This window comes from Mycobacterium sp. NGS41 (genome assembly GCF_059812725.1).
In genome coordinates, this window is the sequence record NZ_JCALDF010000001.1 from 365,089 (window position 1) to 389,432 (window position 24,344).

Annotated in this window: 22 protein-coding genes and 1 rRNA gene; 22 read left to right on the forward strand and 1 reads right to left on the reverse strand. The window is 64.0% G+C overall.

Translation table 11 applies throughout. The features are described from left to right. From AC5Y21_RS01640 to AC5Y21_RS01735, 20 genes are all read left to right on the forward strand, one after another. On the forward strand, positions 1 to 1,326 hold the full coding sequence (locus tag AC5Y21_RS01640) for a homoserine dehydrogenase (RefSeq protein WP_499908718.1): 1,326 nt from the start codon (positions 1 to 3) through the stop codon (positions 1,324 to 1,326). Continuing rightward, positions 1,323 to 2,414, forward strand: coding sequence for a threonine synthase (gene thrC, locus AC5Y21_RS01645; RefSeq protein ID WP_499908719.1), 1,092 nt, complete (start codon positions 1,323 to 1,325; stop codon positions 2,412 to 2,414). Before AC5Y21_RS01640 ends, thrC begins: the two co-directional genes overlap by 4 nt. A 245-nt stretch (positions 2,415 to 2,659) precedes the next feature. Then, positions 2,660 to 3,592: a homoserine kinase gene (gene thrB / locus AC5Y21_RS01650; RefSeq protein ID WP_499908950.1), complete on the forward strand. Its 933-nt coding sequence runs from the start codon at positions 2,660 to 2,662 to the stop codon at positions 3,590 to 3,592. Between the two features lie 267 nt (positions 3,593 to 3,859). Then, a complete protein-coding gene (gene rho, locus AC5Y21_RS01655; protein WP_499908721.1) occupies positions 3,860 to 5,704 on the forward strand; it encodes a transcription termination factor Rho in 1,845 nt (614 codons plus the stop codon). 20 nt (positions 5,705 to 5,724) lie between these two features. Next, positions 5,725 to 7,299, forward strand: a complete 1,575-nt coding sequence (gene fadD1, locus AC5Y21_RS01660; RefSeq protein WP_499908723.1) for a fatty-acid--CoA ligase FadD1 — start codon at positions 5,725 to 5,727, stop codon at positions 7,297 to 7,299. Between the two features lie 165 nt (positions 7,300 to 7,464). Beyond that, positions 7,465 to 7,701 (forward strand): 50S ribosomal protein L31, encoded by a 237-nt coding sequence (gene rpmE, locus AC5Y21_RS01665; RefSeq protein ID WP_499908725.1) that lies wholly within the window; start codon positions 7,465 to 7,467, stop codon positions 7,699 to 7,701. Positions 7,702 to 7,787: 86 nt separating this feature from the next. Beyond that, positions 7,788 to 8,864, forward strand: coding sequence for a peptide chain release factor 1 (gene prfA / locus AC5Y21_RS01670; protein WP_499908726.1), 1,077 nt, complete (start codon positions 7,788 to 7,790; stop codon positions 8,862 to 8,864). Next, entirely contained in the window at positions 8,861 to 9,730 is an 870-nt protein-coding gene (gene prmC / locus AC5Y21_RS01675; RefSeq protein ID WP_499908727.1) for a peptide chain release factor N(5)-glutamine methyltransferase, read from the forward strand. Before prfA ends, prmC begins: the two co-directional genes overlap by 4 nt. Further along, positions 9,723 to 10,376 carry an L-threonylcarbamoyladenylate synthase gene (locus tag AC5Y21_RS01680; RefSeq protein ID WP_499908728.1) on the forward strand — a complete coding sequence of 218 codons (654 nt, stop codon included), beginning with the start codon at positions 9,723 to 9,725 and terminating at the stop codon, positions 10,374 to 10,376. Before prmC ends, AC5Y21_RS01680 begins: the two co-directional genes overlap by 8 nt. Before the next feature lie 22 nt (positions 10,377 to 10,398). Then, positions 10,399 to 11,637: a UDP-N-acetylglucosamine--decaprenyl-phosphate N-acetylglucosaminephosphotransferase gene (gene rfe / locus AC5Y21_RS01685; protein WP_499908729.1), complete on the forward strand. Its 1,239-nt coding sequence runs from the start codon at positions 10,399 to 10,401 to the stop codon at positions 11,635 to 11,637. A 227-nt stretch (positions 11,638 to 11,864) separates the two neighbouring features. Continuing rightward, positions 11,865 to 12,326, forward strand: a complete 462-nt coding sequence (locus AC5Y21_RS01690) for an ATP synthase subunit I (protein ID WP_499908731.1) — start codon at positions 11,865 to 11,867, stop codon at positions 12,324 to 12,326. Continuing rightward, positions 12,319 to 13,077, forward strand: coding sequence for a F0F1 ATP synthase subunit A (gene atpB, locus AC5Y21_RS01695; RefSeq protein ID WP_499908733.1), 759 nt, complete (start codon positions 12,319 to 12,321; stop codon positions 13,075 to 13,077). Before AC5Y21_RS01690 ends, atpB begins: the two co-directional genes overlap by 8 nt. Before the next feature lie 93 nt (positions 13,078 to 13,170). Then, positions 13,171 to 13,416, forward strand: coding sequence for a F0F1 ATP synthase subunit C (locus tag AC5Y21_RS01700; protein WP_499908952.1), 246 nt, complete (start codon positions 13,171 to 13,173; stop codon positions 13,414 to 13,416). A gap of 20 nt (positions 13,417 to 13,436) precedes the next feature. Further along, complete coding sequence (locus AC5Y21_RS01705) at positions 13,437 to 13,940, forward strand: F0F1 ATP synthase subunit B (protein WP_499908735.1); 504 nt, start codon at positions 13,437 to 13,439, stop codon at positions 13,938 to 13,940. Positions 13,941 to 13,946: 6 nt separating this feature from the next. Beyond that, the gene (locus tag AC5Y21_RS01710) at positions 13,947 to 15,287 is read left to right on the forward strand and encodes a F0F1 ATP synthase subunit B/delta (protein WP_499908737.1); all 1,341 of its coding nucleotides are present in this window, start codon (positions 13,947 to 13,949) and stop codon (positions 15,285 to 15,287) included. A 56-nt stretch (positions 15,288 to 15,343) separates the two neighbouring features. After that, entirely contained in the window at positions 15,344 to 17,044 is a 1,701-nt protein-coding gene (gene atpA / locus AC5Y21_RS01715) for a F0F1 ATP synthase subunit alpha (protein ID WP_499908739.1), read from the forward strand. 6 nt (positions 17,045 to 17,050) lie between these two features. After that, on the forward strand, positions 17,051 to 17,974 hold the full coding sequence (locus tag AC5Y21_RS01720) for a F0F1 ATP synthase subunit gamma (RefSeq protein ID WP_499908741.1): 924 nt from the start codon (positions 17,051 to 17,053) through the stop codon (positions 17,972 to 17,974). Between the two features lie 23 nt (positions 17,975 to 17,997). Continuing rightward, complete coding sequence (gene atpD / locus AC5Y21_RS01725; RefSeq protein WP_499908743.1) at positions 17,998 to 19,467, forward strand: F0F1 ATP synthase subunit beta; 1,470 nt, start codon at positions 17,998 to 18,000, stop codon at positions 19,465 to 19,467. A 36-nt stretch (positions 19,468 to 19,503) separates the two neighbouring features. Next, complete coding sequence (locus AC5Y21_RS01730; RefSeq protein WP_499908745.1) at positions 19,504 to 19,869, forward strand: F0F1 ATP synthase subunit epsilon; 366 nt, start codon at positions 19,504 to 19,506, stop codon at positions 19,867 to 19,869. 17 nt (positions 19,870 to 19,886) lie between these two features. Then, positions 19,887 to 20,330: a DUF2550 domain-containing protein gene (locus tag AC5Y21_RS01735; RefSeq protein WP_499908747.1), complete on the forward strand. Its 444-nt coding sequence runs from the start codon at positions 19,887 to 19,889 to the stop codon at positions 20,328 to 20,330. Between the two features lie 69 nt (positions 20,331 to 20,399). Here the strand turns inward: AC5Y21_RS01735 and AC5Y21_RS01740 are convergent, their stop codons facing one another. Continuing rightward, positions 20,400 to 20,972 (reverse strand): cob(I)yrinic acid a,c-diamide adenosyltransferase, encoded by a 573-nt coding sequence (locus AC5Y21_RS01740; RefSeq protein WP_499908749.1) that lies wholly within the window; start codon positions 20,970 to 20,972, stop codon positions 20,400 to 20,402. A gap of 70 nt (positions 20,973 to 21,042) precedes the next feature. Here AC5Y21_RS01740 and murA point away from each other — a divergent pair, with 70 nt between their 5' ends. After that, complete coding sequence (gene murA, locus AC5Y21_RS01745; protein WP_499908751.1) at positions 21,043 to 22,296, forward strand: UDP-N-acetylglucosamine 1-carboxyvinyltransferase; 1,254 nt, start codon at positions 21,043 to 21,045, stop codon at positions 22,294 to 22,296. A 299-nt stretch (positions 22,297 to 22,595) separates the two neighbouring features. Next, positions 22,596 to 24,115, forward strand: a 16S ribosomal RNA gene (locus AC5Y21_RS01750). Positions 24,116 to 24,344: the final 229 nt, after the last annotated feature.

Here is a 24,344-nt window from a genome sequence, read left to right on the forward strand (position 1 = left end):
GTGCCCGGTGACCAAAAGCCCGTCGGTGTAGCGGTACTCGGGTTTGGGAATGTGGGCAGCGAAGTTGTCCGCATCATCGAGGACAGCGCTGACGATCTCGCAGCCCGCGTCGGTGCCCCATTGGTGCTGCGCGGTATCGGTGTGCGCCGCGTCGCCGCCGACCGCGGAGTGCCGGTCAGCATGCTCACCGACGACATCGACGAACTCGTCTCGCGCGACGACGTCGACATCGTCGTCGAACTGATGGGGCCGTTAGAACCTGCCCGCAGGGCCATCCTGGGCGCGATGGAGCACGGCAAGTCTGTCGTCACGGCGAACAAGGCGTTGCTGTCGATATCCACCGGCGAATTGGCGCAAGCCGCTGAAAACGCGCATGTCGACCTGTATTTCGAGGCGGCTGTCGCGGGCGCCATCCCGGTCATCCGTCCGCTGACCCAGTCTCTGGCCGGAGACACCGTGCTGCGGGTGGCCGGCATCGTCAACGGCACCACCAACTACATCCTCTCGGCGATGGACAGCACCGGCGCCGACTACGACAGTGCGCTGGCCGACGCCAGCGCACTGGGTTACGCCGAGGCCGACCCTACTGCCGACGTCGAAGGCTACGACGCCGCCGCGAAGGCCGCGATCTTGGCCTCCATCGCTTTCCACACCCGGGTGACCGCAGCCGACGTGTATCGCGAGGGCATCACCAAGATCAGCCCAGCCGACTTCGTGTCCGCACGGGCGCTGGGGTGCACCATCAAGCTGCTGTCGATCTGCGAACGCATCACCACAGACGAAGACCAGCAACGGCTTTCGGCTCGGGTCTATCCGGCACTGGTTCCGTTGTCGCATCCGCTCGCCTCCGTCAACGGAGCGTTCAACGCGGTGGTGGTCGAGGCCGAGGCAGCGGGTCGGCTGATGTTCTACGGCCAGGGCGCCGGCGGCGCGCCCACCGCCTCGGCGGTGACCGGTGACCTGGTGATGGCCGCACGCAACCGGGTGCTGGGCAGCCGCGCGCCGCGCGAGTCCAGGTATGCTCAACTTCCGGTCGCGCCAATGGGTTTCATCTCTACGCGGTACTACGTGAGCATGAATGTCGCCGACAAAACCGGTGTCTTGTCGTCGGTGGCAGCGGAATTCGCCAAACGCGAGGTGAGCATTGCCGAGGTCCGCCAGGAAGGTGTGGTGGACGAGGGTGGACGACGGGTGGGAGCCCGCATCGTGGTCGTCACCCACCACGCGACCGAGGCTGCGCTCTCCGAAACCGTCGAGGCGCTGGCGGACTTGGACGTCGTGCAGAGTGTCGCAAGCGTGCTGCGATTGGAAGGAACCAGCCTATGAGCGCGCCCCGGATAACCCAGACGGCCACTCACCAACCCTGGCTGGGGGTGATCGCGGCGTACCGCGACCGGCTACCGGTTGGCGATGATTGGGCGCCAGTGACGCTGCTCGAGGGTGGCACCCCACTGATCGCCGCCACCCGGCTCTCCGAAAAGACCGGCTGCACCGTCCATCTCAAGGTCGAGGGCCTCAACCCCACCGGTTCCTTCAAAGACCGGGGCATGACGATGGCAGTCACCGATGCGGTTGCCCGCGGGCAGCAGGTCGTGCTGTGCGCATCGACCGGAAACACCTCGGCCTCGGCGGCCGCATATGCTGCCCGCGCCGGCATCACGTGCGCGGTGTTGATACCGCAGGGCAAGATCGCGATGGGCAAGCTTGCGCAGGCGGTTATGCACGGCGCCAAGATCATCCAGATCGACGGCAACTTCGACGACTGCCTGGAGTTGGCCCGCAAGCTGGCTACCGACTTTCCGACGATCTCCTTGGTCAACTCGGTCAACCCGGTGCGAATCGAGGGTCAGAAAACGGCGGCGTTCGAGATCGTGGACGCGCTGGGCACCGCGCCGGACGTGCATGCTCTTCCGGTCGGCAACGCGGGGAACATCACTGCGTACTGGAAGGGCTACACCGAGTATCACCGCGACGGTGTGATCGACAAGTTGCCGCGAATGCTGGGCACCCAGGCCGCAGGCGCGGCGCCCCTGGTGCTCGGCGAACCGGTGCGCCATCCGGAGACCATCGCGACGGCGATCCGCATCGGCGCACCGGCGTCGTGGACCGCGGCCGTAGCGGCTCAACAGCAGTCCAACGGACGCTTCCTGGCCGCTACCGACGAGGAGATCCTGGCCGCATACCACCTGGTCGCCGGTACCGAGGGCGTCTTCGTGGAACCCGCGTCGGCGGCCAGCATCGCTGGCCTGCTCAAAGCCGTCGACGACGGTTGGGTGGCCCGCGGGTCGACGGTGGTGTGCACGGTGACCGGCAATGGTCTGAAGGATCCCGACACGGCGCTGAAGGATATGCCGAGTGTGTCGCCGCTGCCGGTAGATTCCGTGGCCGTCGTCGAGCAGTTAGGGCTGGTCTAGTGGCGATCGCAAGCGCGGCGGAGCCGGGCGCGGCGGGTCGCCGCCCATTTGACCCCGTGGCGATCGCAAGCGCCGCGGAGTCGGGCGCGGCGGGTCGCCGCCCATTTGACCCCGTGGCGATCGCAAGCGCGGCGGAGTCGGGCGCGGCGGGTCGCCGCCCATTTGACCCCGTGGCGATCGCAAGCGCGGCGGAGTCGGGCGCGGCGGGTCGCCACGCGTCGGGTCGCCGCGCGGCGGGCCTCGCACTGCCGGCCGGGCTGGTCGGAAGCGCCGTGGTTTCGGCGTCCAGCGCCAACCTCGGCCCGGGCTTCGACAGCCTTGGCTTGGCATTGAACCTGTGCGACGAGATCGTAGTCGAGACAACGGATTCCGGCTTAGTTGTGCAGGTCGAGGGCGAGGGCTCCGACCAGGTCCCGTTGGGTCCCGATCACCTGGTGGTGCGCGCCGTCACTCGTGGACTGCAGGCGATGGGCGCCAGCGCCGCCGGCCTGGCAGTGCGCTGCCGCAACGCAATCCCGCACTCGCGCGGTCTCGGCTCGTCCGCGGCTGCCGTGGTGGGCGGGCTGGCGGCGGTAAACGGTCTTGTCGCACAACTAGATTCGGCACCGTTGAGCGAAACCCAGCTGATCCAACTGGCCTCAGAGTTCGAGGGTCATCCGGACAACGCCGGGGCTGCCGTAATGGGCGGTGCGGTGGTGTCGTGGATCGACCGCACCGGTGTGGAGCCCGTCTACTCGGCGGTGCACCTGCGGCTGCACCCCGACATCCAACTTTTCCTGGCGATTCCGCAGGAGCGCTCGTCGACCGCGGAGACCCGGGTGCTGCTGCCGGAACAGGTCAGCCACGAGGACGCGCGGTTCAATCTCAGCCGTGCTGCATTGCTGGTAGTGGCGTTAACCGAACGGCCCGACCTGCTGATAGCGGCTACCGAAGACGTACTGCATCAGCCGCAACGCGCGCCGGCGATGCCGGCTTCCGCGGAATATCTCAGGCTGCTGCGGCGTCATAACGTGGCAGCGACGCTTTCTGGCGCGGGACCTGCGGTCATCGCACTGAGTACGGAACCCCAGTTGCCGGCCGAAGCGTTGCAGTATGGCTCTGCAAATGGATTTCGCATCACCAAGATGAGCGCCGGCGAAGGAGTTCGCTGGAGCCCGGGGGTTACAGTCACCAGTTGATCCAGACACTTGCCGGTGGGTTTGCTTGCTTCAGGCAGGGAAGCGGGCTATCCTCGGAGCCGTCCAGCAATCGCAGCATCTGCATCTGCAAAAAACTGCCTTGCCGCTAGGACAACTACCAATTCTTCTCGTGAACGAGGTTCGCCGTCTCAACCGCCAATCCTGGCGATCACCGTTGCAGAGTCGATGATTGGGCGCACTCGGCAATTTAGCTGAATGCATGGAACCCCCGCACAAAACTGATCGGCGGGGGAAGAAAGGAAATCCGTGACTGATACGGACCTCATCACGGCTGGCGAAAGCACCGACGGTGACACGCCGTCGAATGCCGTGACCACAGATACTTCAGACGTCAAGACCGCTGCGTCGGCCGGCTCCCTATCCACCATGGTGCTGCCCGAATTGCGCGCGCTGGCTAATCAAGCCGGCGTCAAGGGGACGTCGGGTATGCGTAAGAACGAACTCATCGCCGCGATCAAGGAAAGTAGGGGAAAGGCCAACGGGGCATCCGCCGGCCCGTCAGCCCCGTCAACCCCGTCGACGGAAGACAGCGGCACTTCCGGGACTGCTGAGCCGGAGGCCAAAGCCGAGGCTCCAGCCGCCCAAGACCAACAGAGCGATTCATCGGCCGAGGGGCCGCGCCGCGAGCGCCGCAACGCCTCTCGTGAGCCTGGATCGGCTTCTCGCACTGGCGCACAACAGGATCGCGAAAGCACCACCACCGACGAGGATGACAAGCGCCGGGACGGCCGGCGGGATACCAAGTCGGAGGACAGCGGATCGGAAACCGGTAGCGACCAAAGCGGAGACCAGCAAAGCTCGGGTGGGCAGCAGGCTCGCGGCTCGAATCAGCAAGATGACGACGGTGAGGGCCGTCAGGGCCGGAGGGGACGCCGGTTCCGGGATCGCAGGCGCCGCGGCGAACGCTCAGGCGAAGGCGGCGACACCGAGCTGCGTGAGGACGATGTCGTCCAACCGGTCGCCGGCATCCTCGATGTTCTCGACAACTACGCGTTCGTGCGCACCTCGGGTTATCTGGCCGGTCCGCACGACGTCTACGTGTCGATGAATATGGTGCGCAAGAACGGCTTGCGCCGCGGTGACGCGGTGACTGGCGCGGTTCGGGTGCCGAAGGAAGGTGAGCAGCCCAACCAGCGGCAGAAGTTCAACCCGCTGGTGCGCCTCGACACCATCAACGGCGGATCGGTCGAAGACGCCAAGAAGCGGCCCGATTTCTCCAAGCTGACGCCCCTGTATCCCAACCAGCGGCTGCGTCTGGAAACCACCCCGGATCGGCTGACCACGCGGGTCATCGACCTGATCATGCCGATCGGTAAGGGGCAGCGCGCACTGATCGTGTCGCCGCCCAAGGCGGGCAAGACGACAATCCTGCAGGACATCGCCAACGCGATCACCAGGAACAACCCCGAATGCCACCTCATGGTCGTGCTTGTCGACGAGCGGCCTGAAGAGGTCACCGACATGACTCGTTCGGTCAAAGGCGAGGTCATCGCCTCGACGTTCGACCGGCCGCCGTCAGATCACACCTCGGTCGCCGAGTTGGCCATCGAGCGCGCCAAGCGGCTCGTTGAGCAGGGCAAGGACGTCGTGGTGCTGCTCGACTCGATCACCCGTCTGGGTCGCGCCTACAACAACGCGTCGCCGGCGTCAGGGCGCATCCTCTCGGGTGGTGTCGACTCCACCGCGCTCTATCCGCCCAAGCGGTTCCTCGGCGCCGCCCGCAACATCGAAGAAGGCGGATCGCTGACCATCATCGCCACCGCGATGGTCGAGACCGGTTCCACCGGTGACACGGTCATCTTCGAAGAGTTCAAGGGCACCGGTAACGCCGAACTCAAGCTGGACCGCAAGATCTCTGAGCGCCGGGTCTTCCCCGCGGTCGACGTGAACCCTTCGGGTACCCGCAAGGACGAGCTGTTGCTGTCACCCGACGAGTTCGGCATCGTGCACAAGCTGCGCCGCGTGTTGTCGGGTCTGGACTCCCATCAGGCCATCGACCTGCTGATGTCGCAGTTGCGGAAGACGAAGACCAACTACGAGTTTCTGGTTCAGGTGTCCAAGACGACACCGGGATCAATGGACAACGACTAACACGACTATCCTCCTGAGCCGTGGCGGAGACGCTTCAGCAACTGCTTCGTGAACGGCTCGACCAGGACACGCCGGCGCTCAAATACGGCGAGCGGGTGTGGACCTGGCGCGAACATCTCGCCGACGCCAGCTCCACCGCCGCGGCCCTGATTCGCGCCGCCGATCCCGACCGGCCGCTGCATGTCGGCGCCTTGCTGGGCAACACCCCGGAGATGCTCACCGCCATGGCATCGGCCGCGCTTGGCGGATACGTCCTGTGCGGGATCAACGGCACGCGCCGCGGCGCCGCGCTGGTCAGAGATATCGCGCGTGCCGACTGCCAGATCCTGCTCACCGATCCGGTGCATCGACAGCTACTGGACGGTCTCGACCTGCCCGGCGTGCAGGTAATCGACGTCACCGGCGAGTCCTGGGCGGCCCGGCTGGCCGATGCAGGAAAGCTGGACCCGTATCGCGAGGTCGCAGCCACCGATACGTTCATGATGATCTTCACCTCGGGGACCAGTGGTGAGCCGAAGGCTGTGCAAATAGCCCATCTGACCGTGCTGTTTGCCGGAATGAACCTGATAGGGCGGTTCGACATCGCTGACTCCGACGTCTGCTATCTGTCGATGCCGCTGTTTCACTCCAACGCGCTGCTGGCCGGCTGGAGCGTGGCGGTCGGTTCCGGCTCGGCCATGGTTCCCGCGGCGTTTTCGGCGTCCGGCCTGCTGTCCGACCTGCGGCGATACGGAGTCACGTACTTGAACTACGTGGGCAAGCCGCTCGCCTACGTCCTGGCCACGCCCGAGCAACCCGACGACCACGACAACCCGCTGCGGGTCGCGTTCGGGAACGAGGCAAGCGAGCGCGATATCGCCGAGTTCAGTCGAAGGTTCGACTGCACGGTGTGGGACGGCTTCGGCGCCACCGAGGGCGCCATCATCATCACCCGGGAAGACGGCTGCCCACCGGGGTCGCTCGGTCGGGGTTTTCCAGGTGTCGCCATCTACGATCCCGAGACGCTCGCCGAGTGCCCACCGGCTGTGTTCGGCGCCGACGGTGCCCTGACCAACGCCGACGAGGCGATCGGGGAGTTGGTCAACACCACAGGTGCCGGGCTGTTCTCCGGTTACTACAACGATCCGGACGCCACCAGTGCGCGACTTCGAAACGGCATGTACTGGTCTGGAGACCTCGCCTATCGGGACGCCAACGGTTGGATCTACTTCGCCGGGCGCAGCGGTGACTGGCTGCGCGTCGACGGAGAGAACATGACAACGGCGCCGATAGAGCGGATCCTGCAGCGGTTGACGCCGATCAGCCAGGTCGCGGTGTACGCGGTGCCCGACGAACACGTCGGCGACCAGGTCATGGCCGCGATCGTGTTGGCCGACGACGCCGATCTGACGCCCGACGAGTTCGGCGAATTCCTGGCCGGCCAGCCCGACCTGTCGCCCAAGGCATGGCCCCGACGCGTCTGGCTCACCGATCGCCTGCCCGCCACGGCGACCAACAAGGTCCTCAAACGGGAGCTCTCCGCGCGCGGCGCGCGGCCCGATGGCGGTGTGCTCTGGACGCGCGAGGGGAAAAGTAAGACGTACACCCGCTGCTAGTCCGCCGGGAATGCGCGGCCGCTTCTCGGTGTTTGGGCTGATAACGGTTGACCTGGCATAATCGACGGTCGACCACCCCAGAACCAGCTCAGGTTCGGCGGAGTTCGAGCCCGATCGCCGATCGAACACGACGGCGCCGGGCGGCCAACGATCGAAGAGGACAGCATGAAATCAGACATTCATCCGGCCTACGAGGCGACCACGGTCGTCTGCGGATGTGGCAACACCTTCGAGACACGCAGCACCAAGCCCGGGGGCCGCATCGTCGTCGAAGTTTGCGCGCAGTGCCACCCGTTTTACACCGGAAAGCAGAAGATCCTGGACAGCGGCGGCCGGGTGGCCCGCTTCGAAAAGCGCTACGGCAAGCGCGCCAAGGGCGACGCTGCTTCAACCGACAAATAGCTGGCTCACCGACGCCCGAACTGTGTGGAAATAGCACAGGCCGGGCGTCGGTTCGCGTTTGCGGTGGTTGTGCAAGGAGGTGAGAGATGACGCAGCCGGTACAGGCGATTGATGTGCTGCTCGCCGAGCACGCCGAGCTCGAGCGTGCGCTGGCAAACCCCGAACTGCACAGCAAGCCCGATGAGGCGCGCAAGGCCGGACGCCGGTTCGCCCGACTCGCCCCGATCGTCGCCACTCACCGCAAGCTGGTGGCCGCGCGCGACGACCTGGAGACCGCACGCGAGCTGTCCGCCGATGACGAGTCATTCGCCGAAGAGGTCACCGAATTGGAATCGCGGGTGGCCGAGCTGGACACCCAACTCACCGACATGCTGGCACCGCGCGACCCGCACGACGCCGACGACATCCTGCTCGAGGTCAAATCCGGTGAGGGAGGCGAAGAGTCCGCCTTGTTCGCCGCCGACTTGGCCCGTATGTACATCCGCTATGCCGAGCGGCACGGCTGGAACGTGTCGGTGCTGGACGAAACCACTTCGGATCTGGGCGGTTACAAGGACGCCACGCTGGCCATCGCGAGTAAAGGCGACACCGCCGACGGCGTCTGGTCGCGGCTGAAGTTCGAGGGCGGCGTGCATCGGGTCCAGCGCGTCCCGGTGACGGAATCCCAAGGGCGAGTGCATACTTCGGCGGCCGGCGTGCTGGTGTATCCGGAACCGGAAGAAGTCGGCGAGGTCCAGATCGACGAGTCGGATCTGCGTGTCGACGTCTACCGCTCCTCCGGGAAGGGCGGCCAAGGTGTGAACACCACCGACTCGGCGGTGCGGATCACTCATCTGCCCACCGGGATCGTGGTCACCTGCCAAAACGAACGGTCGCAGCTGCAGAACAAGACGCGAGCATTGCAGGTGCTGGCGGCACGACTGCAAGCGCTCGCCGAGGAACAAGCGCTGGCCGACGCGTCTGCGGACCGAGCCAGCCAGATCCGCACCGTGGACCGCAGCGAACGGATCCGCACCTACAACTTCCCGGAGAACCGCATCACCGATCACCGAATCGGTTACAAGTCACACAATCTCGATCAGGTGCTCGACGGAGATCTGGATGCGATGTTCGACGCGCTGAGCGCCGCTGACAAGCAGTCCCGGCTGCAGCAACCGTCATGACAGTCCAGTCCAAGCTGCGGCGCGCGATCGACTCCGCTGCGGCACTACTGGCCGACGCGGGCATCGACTCGGCCCGTTACGACGCCGAACTGTTGGCCGCTCACCTGGCCGGCACCGATCGCGGCCGGCTACCGTTGCTCGAGCTGCCCGACGAGGAGTTCTTCGGGCGGTACCACGACGTCGTCACCGCCCGTTCGCGCCGAATTCCCTTGCAGCACATCATCGGGACGGTCGCGTTCGGGTCGGTTGAACTGCAGGTGGGGCCGGGAGTGTTCATACCGCGCCCAGAGACCGAGTGCATAGTGGAGTGGGCCGTCGCGCAGCGGCTTGGAACACGCCCCGTGATCGTTGACCTGTGTACGGGATCCGGCGCACTGGCTGTCGCACTGGCCCAGCGCTGGCCCGCAGCACGGGTGATCGGCATCGACGACTCCGAGGCAGCTCTCGAGTACGCGCGCCGCAATGTCGAAGGCACCGCGGTTGAGCTCGTGCACGCCGACATCACTGAGTCTTTTGCTCAACCGCGCCTGCTTTCCGAACTCGACGGGCGGGTGGATCTGGTGGTGGCCAACCCGCCTTACGTTCCCGATCACGTGACGCTGGAACCCGAAGTAGCCCAGCATGATCCGCCGCACGCGGTGTTCGGCGGGCCGGACGGGATGGCGGTGATAGCCGCCGTCGTTGACCACGCTGGACGCTGGCTGCGTCCCGGTGGTCTGCTGGCCATCGAGCATGACGACACCACGTCGTCACCGACCGTCGAATTATTGTCGGACACAAGGCTGTTCGATAACATCGTGGCCCGCAAGGATTTGGCCGGCCGGCCAAGATTCGTGACAGGCCGGAGGATTGGCGCCGATGCCTGAGATTTACCAGTGTGCTGACCCCGACCAGCGTGCGCGCGGAATCGCCTCGGCGGTAGAAACGCTCAAGGCCGGACGACTGGTTGTCATGCCGACGGACACTGTCTACGGCATCGGCGCTGACGCCTTCGACCGCGATGCCGTGGCCGCCCTGCTGTCGGCGAAGGGCCGTGGACGCGATATGCCCGTGGGTGTCCTGGTCGGCTCGTGGCACACGATCGAGGGTCTGGTCTACTCCGTGCCAGACGGAGCCCGGGAACTGATCCGCGCATTCTGGCCCGGCGCGCTAAGCCTGGTGGTGCCGCAAGCCCCGTCGTTGCAGTGGGATCTGGGCGATGCCCGCGGCACCGTGATGCTGCGAATGCCGTTGCACCCGGTCGCCATTGAGCTGCTCCGCGAGGTCGGGCCGATGGCGGTGTCGAGTGCCAACGTCTCTGGCCGCGCACCCGCCGTCGACGCCGACGACGCGCGCAACCAGCTCGGCGATCTGGTCCACGTCTACCTGGACGCGGGTCCGTCGGCGCAGCAGGCTGCGTCGACGATCGTCGACCTGACCGGCGACACGCCTCGCGTCCTGCGACCGGGGCCGGTGAGCACCGAGCGGATCGCCGAGGTTTTAGGCGTGGATCCCGCAACCCTGACCGTCTAGCCGAAGCGCAGGTCTCAGGTTGGTGCAGTACGGTCTCGAGGTGTCCAGCGATGTAACCAGCCTTGCCGGTGGTTTGCTCGCCCTGGCCGATCGCGGCGCCGGTGTCCCGCTGCGCGAGCTAGCGCTGGTCGGCCTGACCGCAGCGATCATCACCTACTTCGCGACCGGGCCGGTCCGGGTGCTGGCCACCCGATTGGGCGCCGTCGCCTATCCGCGCGAACGCGACGTGCACGTGACGCCCACCCCACGGATGGGCGGACTGGCGATGTTTCTGGGCGTCGTCGCCGCGGTCTTTCTGGCCTCTCAGCTTCCCGCGCTGACCCGCGGCTTCGTCTACTCCACCGGCATGCCCGCGGTGCTGGTGGCAGGGGCGGTGATCATGGGTATCGGGCTGATCGACGACCGCTGGGGCCTGGACGCGCTGACGAAGTTCGCCGGTCAGATCACCGCGGCAAGCGTGCTGGTCACCATGGGTGTCGCCTGGAGCGTGCTGTACATCCCGATCGGCGGTGTCGGCACCATCGTCTTGGACCAGGCTTCGTCGATCCTGCTCACCCTGGCGCTGACGGTGTCGATCGTCAACGCGATGAACTTCGTCGACGGCCTCGACGGGTTGGCAGCCGGGTTGGGACTCATCACGGCGTTGGCCATCTGCATCTTCTCGGTTGGTTTGCTCCGCGACCACGGCGGTGACGTGCTGTTCTATCCGCCCGCCGTGATATCTGTGGTTCTTGCGGGGGCTTGTCTGGGCTTTCTGCCGCACAACTTCCACCGGGCCAGGATCTTCATGGGCGACTCGGGTTCGATGCTGATCGGCCTGATGCTCGCCGCGGCCTCCACGACCGCCGCCGGACCCATCTCGCAGAACGCTTACGGTGCTCGCGACGTGTTTGCTCTGCTGTCACCCTTCCTGCTGGTGGTCGCGGTGATGTTCGTGCCGATGCTCGACCTTCTGTTGGCGATCGTCCGCCGCACCCGCGCGGGCCGCAGCGCGTTCAGCCCCGACAAGATGCACCTGCACCACCGGCTGCTGCAGATCGGTCATTCACATCGGCGCGTGGTGCTGCTGATCTATCTCTGGGTCGGCATCGTTGCCTTCGGCGCCGCGAGCACGATCTTCTTCAACCCCCGCCACACCGCGGCGGTAATGCTGGGCGCGATCGTCGTCGCCGGCATCGCGACGGTGATACCACTGCTGCGCCGCCGCGACGATTACGACGACTACGACGACGACCGCCGCGGAGACTACGACACGGAGTAGTAGGTGGCTCCGCTTTATGGTACGGTGCAGCTAGAGGCCCGAAATGCACCTCGCGGGTCGCCGGCCACCCGGCCTATCGGGTGCTAATCCGATCGAGCCGATTCACGACCGACACCAGGAGGTACCCCATGGGTGTTTCCAGCAGGACGACTGCGATACGCTCTGCGGGCCACCGATCGGTCGGTCGGCAGGTACCGGCTCCACCAACCCTGGATTGAGGTGCTGCAGTGACGACACCAGCGCAGGACGCGCCGTTGGTGTTTCCCGCTGTTGCTTTCCGCCCGATTCGCCTTTTCGTCATCTGCGTTGTGCTCGCCGCCGGTGCGACGTTGGCGGCCGCTTATATCGGTCACTTGATGCTTGGCGTTTACTTCGGTGTTGGACTGCTCCTGGGTTTGCTCAACGCCCTGCTGGTGCGGCGTTCGGTCGGAGCGATCACCGCCCAAGAGCATCCGCTGAAACGATCGATGGCGGTCAACTCAGCAGCACGACTGGCGATCATCACCGTGCTTGCCCTCATTGTCGCGGCCCTCGTCCGGCCTGATGGACTGGGCGCCGTGTTTGGGCTGGCCCTTTTCCAGGTACTACTGGTGTTTTCGACCGCGCTGCCGATCGTGAAGAAGCTGCGCGCCGGGGATTCGGCCATGACTTCGGACGCGACCGAGGGGAGGACTTCCAGCGATGATTGAGACGTTTCTGGCCGAAGCCCAAATCGAGGTCGGGGACCACGACAAGGCGAAGTGGCTTGGGCTGACCGTCAACGTCGACACGGTGCTTTCGACCGCGATCGCCGCGGTGATCGTGATCGCGCTGGCCTTCTATCTGCGCTCCAAGGTGACTTCGACGGGCGTTCCTGGTGGCGTGCAACTTTTCTGGGAGGCAATCACCATCCAGATGCGCGGCCAGATCGAGGCTGCCATCGGTATGCGGATCGCGCCGTTCGTGCTGCCGCTGGCGGTCACCATCTTCGTCTTCATCCTGATCTCCAACTGGCTGTCGGTCCTCCCGCTGCAATACAAAAACAAAAGCGGGCACGCCAGCGAATTGCTCAAGTCGGCGGCCGGTGACATCAACTATGTTCTGGCACTGGCCCTTTTCGTATTTGTCTGCTATCACGGCGCGGGGATCTGGCGCCGTGGCATCATCGGACACCCGGTCAAGTTGCTCAAGGGGCACGTGGTCTTCTTGGCGCCGATCAACTTGGTCGAGGAGCTCGCCAAGCCGATCTCGTTGTCGCTCCGACTTTTTGGGAATATCTTCGCCGGTGGCATTTTGGTGACCCTGATCGCCGCGCTCATCCCGGTTTACATCATGTGGGTGCCAAACGCGATCTGGAAGTCATTCGACTTATTTGTCGGCGCCATCCAGGCGTTCATTTTCTCTATCCTGACCATCTTGTACTTCAGCCAAGCGATGGAGCTCGAGGAGGATCATGACTGAATCCGCCATCAATTGGCCCGACTCACAAGCCATTACAGAAGCCGCGTAGATCGCTAACAGATAGCCATCCGATAAAGGAGGAAAAGAATGCCAATGGATCCCCAAATCGCTGCCGGTGCACTCATCGGCGGCGGACTGATCATGGCCGGCGGCGCGATCGGCGCCGGTATTGGTGACGGTATTGCGGGTAACGCACTGGTTTCGGGCATCGCCCGGCAGCCCGAGGCGCAGGGACGGCTGTTCACTCCGTTCTTCATCACCGTCGGTCTGGTTGAGGCGGCCTACTTCATCAACCTGGCGTTCATGGCCTTGTTCGTCTTCGCAACCCCCGTCAAGTAACACCGCTGGTGATGGGGGTAATGAGTGACGTGACTCTTACTGCTCTGGCCGCAAACCAGGCCGAGGGAGGTAACAACTTCCTCGTTCCCAACGGCACCTTTTTCTTTGTGCTGGCGATCTTCCTGGTGGTGCTTGGTGTCATCGGCACTTGGGTGGTGCCGCCGATCCTTAAGGTGTTGCGGGACCGCGATGCCATGGTTCACAAGACCATGTCCGACAACAAGAAGGCATCCGAGCAATTCGCCGCTGCCCAGTCCGACTACGAAGAAGCCATGAAGGATGCGCGAATTAAGGCGTCGTCGTTGCGCGACGATGCCCGGGCCCAGGGTCGTAAGGCCGTCGACGAGGCCCGCGCGGGTGCCGAACAGGAAGTGGCATCGACGTTAGCGCTGGCCAACGAGCAACTGAAGCGGGAGAGGGACACCGTGGAGTTGGATTTGCGAACCAATGTCGCAAACATGTCGGCGACCCTGGCGAGTCGAATTCTGGGCGTCGACGTCACTCCCTCAACCGCGACGAGGTAATTACCGATGCTGACTTTCGTTTCGCAACTGATCGGGTTCGCGGTCATCGTGTTCATAGTGGTGCGTTTTGCCGTGCCGCCGGTGCGCCGCTTGATGACTGCCCGGCAGGAGACGGTCCGCCAGCAACTCAAAGACTCCCTCGCGGCCGCCGAACGCCTCAGCGAATCGTCCACCGCCCATACCAAGGCAGTGGAATCCGCTAAGGAGGAGGCCAAGCGGGTCGTCGAAGAGGCCAAAGAAGACTCCGAACGCATTGCGGAACAGTTGCGGGCCCAGTCCGAGGTCGACGCGGAGCGCATCAGAACACAAGGCGCCCGCCAGGCCGAGCTCCTGCGGGCCCAGCTGACCCGTCAGCTTCGCCTCGAGCTCGGCCACGAATCAGTGCGCCAGGCAGGGGAATTGGTGCGCAACTACGTGAGCGATCCGAAGCAGCAGTCGGCCACCGTGGATCGCTTCCTGGACGAGCTCGATGCGATGGCGCCGGAGACGGCCGATGTCGAGTATCCCCTGATGGCAAAGATGCGCTCGGCCAGCCGACAGGCGATGAGCGACCTGGTGGACCGGTTCGACACCATCGCAAAGGATCTCAGCGATCAAGGCCTGTCCAAGCTCGCCGGCGAGCTGGTGTCGGTGGCCAAGATGCTGGACCGCGAACTCGTCGTGACCAGGTATCTGACCGTGCCCTCAGAAGACGCGGCGCCCCGGGTCCGGTTGATCGAGCGGCTGGTATCCGACAAAGTCGGGGATCCCGCGCTGGAGGTACTGCGGGCAGCCGTGTCGCAGCGGTGGTCGACCAACTCCGACTTGGTCGATGCCATCGAACACGTGTCGCGGCAAGCGTTGCTGACCGTCGCCGAACGCGAGGACAAGGTCGGCGAACTCGAAGACCAATTGTTTCGGTTTTCCCGGGTGCTCGACGCGCAGCCCCGGCTTGCCATCCTCTTGGGCGACTACGCTGCACCGGCCGAAGACCGTATCAGGTTGCTGCGCAAGGTGCTCGACAGCGCGAGCGGCCGGGTATACCGGATCACGACCGCACTGCTGTCCCAGACCGTCGAGCTGTTGCGGGGCCAGGCGGCCGAAGAAGCAGTGACGTTTTTGAGCCAAGTAGCAGTCGCGCGCCGTGGCGAAATCGTCGCGCAAGTCGGTGCGGCCGCCGAGCTCAGCGATGCCCAACGCACGCGTCTCACCGAAGTGCTGAGCCGGATCTACGGTCATTCGGTGACGGTGCAACTGCAGATCGATGCCGAATTGTTAGGTGGGCTCTTGATTTCCGTGGGCGACGAGGTGATCGACGGTACGCTCTCGTCTCGCCTGACCGCGGCGCGGGCTCAGCTACCGGACTGAACACCAACTAGTCATCACCCACGTGCAAGACGAAACAAGTAGGAAGACGAAAAGCCATGGCCGACTTGACAATTTCCGCTGATGACATCCAGAGCGCGATCGAGGAGTACGTAAGTTCCTTCACCGCCGACACCTCACGCGAGGAAGTCGGGACCGTCGTGGATGCCGGGGACGGCATCGCGCACGTCGAAGGGCTGCCGTCGGTCATGACCCAGGAGCTGCTCGAGTTTCCCGGCGGAATCCTCGGCGTCGCACTCAACTTGGACGAGCACAGCGTCGGAACCGTGATCCTCGGTGACTTCGACAAGATCGAAGAAGGTCAACAGGTCAAGCGCACCGGCGATGTCCTGTCGGTTCCCGTCGGCGACGCGTTCCTGGGGCGGGTTGTCAACCCGCTCGGCCAGCCGATCGACGGGCAAGGAGACATCGAGACCGACGACCGGCGCGCGCTGGAGCTGCAGGCGCCGTCGGTGGTGGAGCGGCAAGGAGTGAAGGAGCCGCTGCAGACCGGCATCAAGGCTATCGACGCGATGACCCCGATCGGCCGCGGTCAGCGCCAGCTGATCATCGGTGACCGTAAGACGGGCAAGACGGCCGTCTGCGTCGACACCATCCTCAACCAGCGGCAGAACTGGGAAAGCGACGACGAGCAGAAGCAGGTGCGGTGCGTCTACGTGGCCATCGGACAGAAGGGCACCACGATCGCCTCTGTCCGTCGCGCGCTGGAAGAGGGCGGCGCGATGGACTACACCACCATCGTTGCGGCTCCGGCTTCAGACTCCGCCGGCTTCAAATGGCTTGCGCCGTATACGGGTTCGGCGATCGCCCAGCACTGGATGTACCAAGGCAAGCATGTGCTGATCGTCTTCGACGACCTGACCAAGCAGGCCGAGGCATACCGCGCCATCTCGCTGCTGCTGCGCCGCCCGCCCGGTCGCGAGGCCTACCCCGGCGACGTGTTCTATCTGCACTCGCGACTTCTTGAGCGCTGCGCCAAATTGTCCGACGACCGCGGTGGCGGTTCGCTGACAGGTCTGCCGATCATCGAGACCAAGGCCAACGACATCTCGGCCTACATCCCCACCAACGTCATCTCGATCACCGACGGCCAGTGCTTCCTGGAGACCGACCTGTTCAACCAGGGTGTCCGCCCGGCCATCAACGTCGGTGTCTCGGTGTCGCGAGTCGGCGGCGCGGCACAGATCAAGGCGATGAAAGAAGTGGCAGGAAGCCTCCGCCTGGACTTGTCGCAGTACCGCGAGTTGGAAGCCTTCGCCGCCTTCGCGTCTGACCTGGACGCCACCTCGAAGGCGCAGTTGGAGCGCGGCGAGCGGCTGGTCGAGTTGCTCAAGCAGCCGCAGTTCCAGCCGATGCCCGTTGAGGAGCAAGTGGTTTCGATCTTCCTGGGCACCGGCGGCCACCTGGACTCGGTGCCGGTGGAGGACGTCAAGCGGTTCGAGGCCGAACTTCTGGATCACATGCGGGCGTCGGAGGAGAAGTTCCTCGAAGGCATCCGCTCCAGTCAGAAGATCAGCGAGGAAGAAGAAGACCAGCTGACCGAGATCATCAAGCACTTCAAGAAGGGCTTCGCGGCCACGGGCGGCGGATCGGTGGTACCCGACGAGCACGTCGACGCGATGGACGAAGAGGACCTCGAAAAGGAGTCGGTGCAAGTCAAGAAGGAAAAACCCAAGGAGCAGAAGGACTCCAAGAAGGACTCCGGCAAGAAGGAATCCGTTAAGAAGGACAAGAAGTAGCTAACGATGGCTGCCACACTTCGCGAATTGCGCGGGAGGATCCGTTCGGCCGGGTCGATCAAAAAGATCACCAAGGCCCAGGAGCTGATTGCCACATCGCGCATCGGAAAGGCACAGGCCCGGCTGGAATCCGCGCGGCCCTACGCATTCCAGATCACGTCTATGCTGCTCACCCTGTCCGCCGAAGCCGCTCTGGACCATCCGCTGCTCGTCGAGCGCACGGAACCGAAGCGGGCCGGTGTCCTGGTGGTCTCTTCTGACCGTGGTTTGTGCGGCGCGTACAACTCCAGCATCTTCCGCCGCTCCGAGGAGCTGTTCTCGCTGCTGAGAGACGAAGGAAAGCAGCCGGTTCTGTTTACGGTGGGCCGTAAGGCGCTGAACTACTTCAAGTTCCGCAACTGGGACATCGCCGAATCGTGGACGGGCTTTTCCGAGCAACCCCAATACGAAAACGCCGCAGAGATCGGTTCGACCTTGGTCGATGCGTTCATGAAGGGCACCGGCGACGACGAGGACGAGCAGTCTGAAGACGAGCAGAGCGTCGACGAACTGCACATCGTCTACTCGGAGTTCAAGTCGATGATGTCGCAAACCGCGGTGGCTCACCGCATCGCTCCGCTGGTGGTGGAGTACGTCGAGGAAGACGAGGGACTACACACCCTGTACTCCTTCGAGCCGGACGCGACGACACTGTTCGATGCGCTGCTGCCCCGGTACCTGACCACCCGCGTGTACGCGGCGCTGCTGGAATCGGCGGCGTCGGAACTGGCGTCGCGCCAGCGGGCAATGAAGTCGGCGACCGACAACGCCGACGACCTCATCAAAGAGCTCACTTTGGAGGCCAACCGCCAGCGGCAGGCCGAGATCACCCAGGAAATCAGCGAAATCGTCGGTGGCGCAAACGCGCTCGCCGACGCGGCCGCCAACTAGCCCCACAAGGAAGCGAAAAGGATATGAGCGCTACATCGGGAACGACTACAAAGACCGACAAGTCCGAAAAGTCAGGGAACTCCGATACCAGCGGCCGCGTGGTACGGGTGACCGGGCCGGTCGTCGACGTCGAGTTCCCGCGGGGCTCCGTCCCGGAGCTGTTCAACGCCCTGCACGCCGAGATCGGCTTCGAGTCGCTCGCCAAGACCCTGACGTTGGAGGTTGCCCAGCACCTCGGCGACAACCTGGTGCGCACGATCTCGTTGCAGCCCACCGACGGCCTGGTGCGCGGCGTCGAGGTGACCGACACCGGTAAGTCGATCTCGGTGCCGGTAGGTGAAGAGGTCAAGGGCCATGTCTTCAACGCGCTGGGGTACTGCCTGGACGAGCCGGGATACGGAGAAGATTTCGACCACTGGTCGATTCACCGTAAGCCGCCGGCGTTCGAGGACCTCGAACCCCGCACCGAGATGCTGGAAACCGGCCTCAAGGTCGTCGACCTGCTGACCCCGTACGTGCGTGGCGGCAAGATCGCCCTGTTCGGCGGTGCCGGCGTGGGTAAGACGGTACTCATCCAGGAGATGATCAACCGCATCGCCCGCAACTTCGGCGGTACCTCGGTGTTCGCCGGCGTCGGCGAGCGCACTCGCGAGGGCAACGACCTGTGGGTCGAGCTCAAGGAAGCCGACGTGCTCAAGGACACCGCGCTGGTATTCGGTCAGATGGACGAGCCGCCCGGCACCCGTATGCGCGTGGCGCTGTCCGCGCTGACAATGGCGGAATGGTTCCGTGACGAGGCTGGCCAGGACGTACTGTTGTTCATCGACAACATCTTCCGGTTCACCCAGGCCGGCTCGGAGGTGTCGACGCTGCTCGGCCGGATGCCGTCCGCGGTGGGGTACCAACCAACGCTGGCCGACGAGATGGGTGAGCTGCAGGAGCGCATCACCTCGACGCGCGGCCGGTCGATTACCTCGATGCAGGCGGTCTACGTGCCCGCCGACGACTACACCGACCCGGCCCCCGCGACGACGTTCGCGCACCTGGACGCCACGACCGAGCTGTCGCGTTCGGTGTTCTCGAAGGGCATCTTCCCCGCGGTGGACCCGCTGGCGTCGAGCTCGACCATTCTGGACCCCAGCGTCGTCGGCGACGAGCACTACCGCGTGGCCCAGGAAGTCATCCGAATCCTGCAGCGGTACAAGGACCTTCAGGACATCATCGCGATTCTGGGTATCGACGAGCTGTCTGAAGAGGACAAGCAGTTGGTGAACCGCGCCAGGCGCATTGAGCGCTTCCTCTCGCAGAACATGATGGCGGCCGAGCAGTTCACCGGTCAGCCTGGGTCGACGGTACCGGTGAAGGAAACCATCGAGGCATTCGACAAGCTGGCGAAGGGCGACTTCGACCACGTGCCCGAGCAAGCCTTTTTCCTGATCGGTGGACTCGATGACCTGGCCAAGAAGGCCGAGAGCTACGACGTCAAGCTGTGATCGAAGGCTTGCGACTGTGGCGAAAGGTGGTGTGGCATGGCGGAAATGAACGTTGAGATCGTCGCGGTCGACCGAAAGATCTGGTCGGGCGAGGCCACGTTCCTGTTCACCCGCACTACCGTCGGCGAGATCGGCATCCTGCCCCACCACATCCCGTTGGTAGCGCAGTTGGTCGACGACGCCATGGTGCGTGTGGAGCGGGAAGGCGACGGCGACCTGCGGATAGCGGTGGACGGCGGTTTCCTGTCGGTGACCGAGGAGGGGGTCATCATCCTCGCCGAAACAGCCGAGTTCGAGAAGGACATCGACGAAAGCGCTGCCAAGCAGGATTCCGAGTCCGACGATCCGAAGATCGCGGCCAGGGGGCGCGCCAGATTGCGTGCCGTCGGCGCGATCGACTAGCCGCCTCGGGCAAGAAGATGAGCGCGCCCATGATCGGCATGGCCGTGCTCGTCGTCGTGTTGGGAGTGGCGGTCCTCGCGCTGAGCTATCGGTTGTGGAAGCTGCGGCAGGGCGGAACAGCGGGGATCATGCGGGATATCCCCGCCATCGGCGGCCACGGGTGGCGGCATGGCGTAATCCGTTACCGCGGTGGCGAAGCCGCGTTCTACCGGTTGTCCAGTTTGCGCCTGTGGCCGGATCGGCGGCTCAGCCGGCGCGGCGTGGAGATCATCGCCAGGCGCGGGCCGCGCGGCGACGAGTACGACATCATGACCGACGAGATCGTCGTGCTCGAACTGCGCGACACCACACAGGACCGCCGCTCGGGCTACGAGCTCGCACTCGACCAGGGTGCATTGACGGCGTTCTTGTCCTGGCTGGAGTCCCGGCCTTCACCGCGTGCCCGCCGCCGCAGCGTGTGACTTACGTGGCGAGCAGCCGCAGAATCGCCCAAAATGCCCTTATTTTGGGCGATTCTGCGTCTGCTCGCGTTAGCTGCCGCCGCCCGGTCGCCACAGCACGTCGTCGCCCGCGTTGGCCACCCGCGACAGGATGAAGAGCAGATCCGACAGCCGGTTGAGGTATTTCGCCGGCAGCACGCTGACACCGTCCGGGTGCGCATCGATCGCGGCCCATGCCGACCGCTCTGCGCGACGAACCACCGTACGGGCGACGTGCAATAGCGCAGACAACGGCGAACCACCGGGCAGCACAAAGGAATTCAGCGCCGGCAGGTTCTCGTTGTAGCGGTCGCACCAACCTTCGAGGCGATCGATGTACGGTTGGCTGACTCGTAGCGGCGGGTGCTTGGGGTTTTCCACCACAGGGGTCGACAGATCCGCGCCCGCGTCGAACAAGTCGTTTTGAATCTGACGCAGCACGTCCGCGATTTCCGGTTCAGGCCGCCCCGCCGCGATTGCGACACCGATCGCGGAGTTGGCCTCGTCGCAATCCGCATATGCCACCAGACGGGCGTCATTCTTCGAGACCCGCGAGAAATCGCTCAGTCCCGTGGTCCCGTCGTCGCCGGTTCGCGTGTAGATGCGGGTGAGGTGTACTGCCATAGCCAAAACGGTACCGGGCTGACGTCTTAGCTGACTGACAAGCCGATACGGCTTCACTAGACTGACCCGGGTGGCTGAGCGTTTCGTGGTGACCGGCGGTAACCGGTTGTCCGGCCGGGTCACAGTCGGCGGCGCCAAGAACAGCGTGCTCAAGCTCATGGCCGCGACATTGCTGGCCGAAGGCACCAGCACCATCACCAACTGTCCGGACATTCTCGATGTGCCGCTGATGGCGGAGGTGCTGCGCGGCCTGGGTGCCACCGTCGAGCTCGACGGCGACGTCGCCCGGATCACCTCGCCCGACGAACCCAAGTACGACGCCGACTTCGCCGCGGTTCGGCAGTTCCGGGCCTCGGTCTGTGTGCTGGGCCCGCTGGTCGGCCGGTGCAAGCGGGCCAGGGTTGCGCTTCCGGGTGGTGACGCGATCGGATCGCGCCCGCTGGATATGCACCAGGCCGGTCTCCGACAGCTGGGCGCGCGCTGCAACATCGAGCACGGCTGCGTGGTTGCTCAAGCAGAAACGTTGCGCGGCGCAGAGATTCAGTTGGAATTCCCCTCTGTGGGAGCTACCGAGAACATCCTGATGGCAGCCGTCCTGGCTGAGGGCGTCACCACAATCCACAACGCCGCGCGGGAGCCCGACGTGGTCGACCTGTGCACGATGTTGAACCAGATGGGCGCGCAGGTCGAAGGCGCGGGTTCACCGACCATGACGATCACCGGCGTCCCGCGGCTGTATCCGACCGAACACCGCGTCATCGGCGATCGCATCGTGGCCGCCACGTGGGGCATCGCAGCGGCCATGACCCGCGGTGACATCACGGTGTCCGGCGTCGATCCCGCGCACCTTCAGCTGGTGCTGCACAAGTTGCACGACGCGGGTGCCACCGTCACCCAGACGGACGACAGTTTCCGGGTGGGCCAGTACGAGCGGCCCAAGGCCGTCAATGTCGCGACGTTGCCGTTTCCCGGCTTTCCGACCGACCTGCAGCCGATGGCGATCGCGCTGGCGTCGATAGCCGACGGCACGTCGATGATCACGGAAAACGTGTTCGAGGCACGGTTCCGGTTCGTTGAGGAGATGATCCGGCTCGGCGCCGATGCCCGCACGGACGGCCACCACGCCGTCGTGCGGGGTCTTCCGCAGCTCTCGAGCGCGCCGGTCTGGTGCTCCGACATCCGGGCCGGCGCCGGTTTGGTGCTGGCGGGCCTGGTCGCCGACGGAGACACCGAGGTCCACGACGTCTTCCACATCGATCGCGGCTACCCGCTATTCGTGGAGAACCTGGCGAGTTTGGGTGCTGAGATCGAGAGGGTAGAGTAGATACCGCCCGACAGGCTCGGTCGCCGCCCAGGATGGCCGAAAACCGGGGCTTGACTCCTCTACCAGAGCTGTATTAAGCTGGCAGGGTTGCCCGGAATCGGGCAAAACAAGCAAGAGTGTTGTTTGAGAACTCAATAGTGTGTTTGGTGGTTTCATATTTTTGTTGTTGTTTTTTTGACCATATCTTGCACCCCCCGTGTGTGGGTATGGTCGTCTTTTGATGCCAGTTGATTTGGTGTCTTTTTGTTAGGTCAGATTTTCTCTGATTGTGAATTCACCTCGTTTTATCGAGGAGTTTTTGTTTGGAGAGTTTGATCCTGGCTCAGGACGAACGCTGGCGGCGTGCTTAACACATGCAAGTCGAACGGAAAGGTCTCTTCGGAGATACTCGAGTGGCGAACGGGTGAGTAACACGTGGGTAATCTGCCCTGCACATCGGGATAAGCCTGGGAAACTGGGTCTAATACCGAATATGACCACGGGACGCATGTCTTGTGGTGGAAAGCTTTTGCGGTGTGGGATGGGCCCGCGGCCTATCAGCTTGTTGGTGGGGTGACGGCCTACCAAGGCGACGACGGGTAGCCGGCCTGAGAGGGTGTCCGGCCACACTGGGACTGAGATACGGCCCAGACTCCTACGGGAGGCAGCAGTGGGGAATATTGCACAATGGGCGCAAGCCTGATGCAGCGACGCCGCGTGGGGGATGACGGCCTTCGGGTTGTAAACCTCTTTCAGCAGGGACGAAGCGCAAGTGACGGTACCTGCAGAAGAAGCACCGGCCAACTACGTGCCAGCAGCCGCGGTAATACGTAGGGTGCGAGCGTTGTCCGGAATTACTGGGCGTAAAGAGCTCGTAGGTGGTTTGTCGCGTTGTTCGTGAAATCTCACGGCTTAACTGTGAGCGTGCGGGCGATACGGGCAGACTGGAGTACTGCAGGGGAGACTGGAATTCCTGGTGTAGCGGTGGAATGCGCAGATATCAGGAGGAACACCGGTGGCGAAGGCGGGTCTCTGGGCAGTAACTGACGCTGAGGAGCGAAAGCGTGGGGAGCGAACAGGATTAGATACCCTGGTAGTCCACGCCGTAAACGGTGGGTACTAGGTGTGGGTTTCCTTCCTTGGGATCCGTGCCGTAGCTAACGCATTAAGTACCCCGCCTGGGGAGTACGGCCGCAAGGCTAAAACTCAAAGGAATTGACGGGGGCCCGCACAAGCGGCGGAGCATGTGGATTAATTCGATGCAACGCGAAGAACCTTACCTGGGTTTGACATGCACAGGACGCGTCTAGAGATAGGCGTTCCCTTGTGGCCTGTGTGCAGGTGGTGCATGGCTGTCGTCAGCTCGTGTCGTGAGATGTTGGGTTAAGTCCCGCAACGAGCGCAACCCTTGTCTCATGTTGCCAGCGGGTAATGCCGGGGACTCGTGAGAGACTGCCGGGGTCAACTCGGAGGAAGGTGGGGATGACGTCAAGTCATCATGCCCCTTATGTCCAGGGCTTCACACATGCTACAATGGCCGGTACAAAGGGCTGCGATACCGCAAGGTTAAGCGAATCCTTTCAAAGCCGGTCTCAGTTCGGATCGGGGTCTGCAACTCGACCCCGTGAAGTCGGAGTCGCTAGTAATCGCAGATCAGCAACGCTGCGGTGAATACGTTCCCGGGCCTTGTACACACCGCCCGTCACGTCATGAAAGTCGGTAACACCCGAAGCCAGTGGCCTAACCCTTTGGGAGGGAGCTGTCGAAGGTGGGATCGGCGATTGGGACGAAGTCGTAACAAGGTAGCCGTACCGGAAGGTGCGGCTGGATCACCTCCTTTCTAAGGAGCACCACGAAAAACACTCCAATTGGTGGAGTGTGAGCCGTGAGGGGTTCTCGCCTGTAGTGGGCGAGGGCCGGGTGCACAACAGCAAACGACTGCCAGACACACTATTGGGTCCTGAGGCAACACTCAGGTGTTGTCCCACCATCTTGGTGGTGGGGTGTGGTGTTTGAGTATTGGATAGTGGTTGCGAGCATCTAATGGATGCGCTGCCCTAATGGTGGCG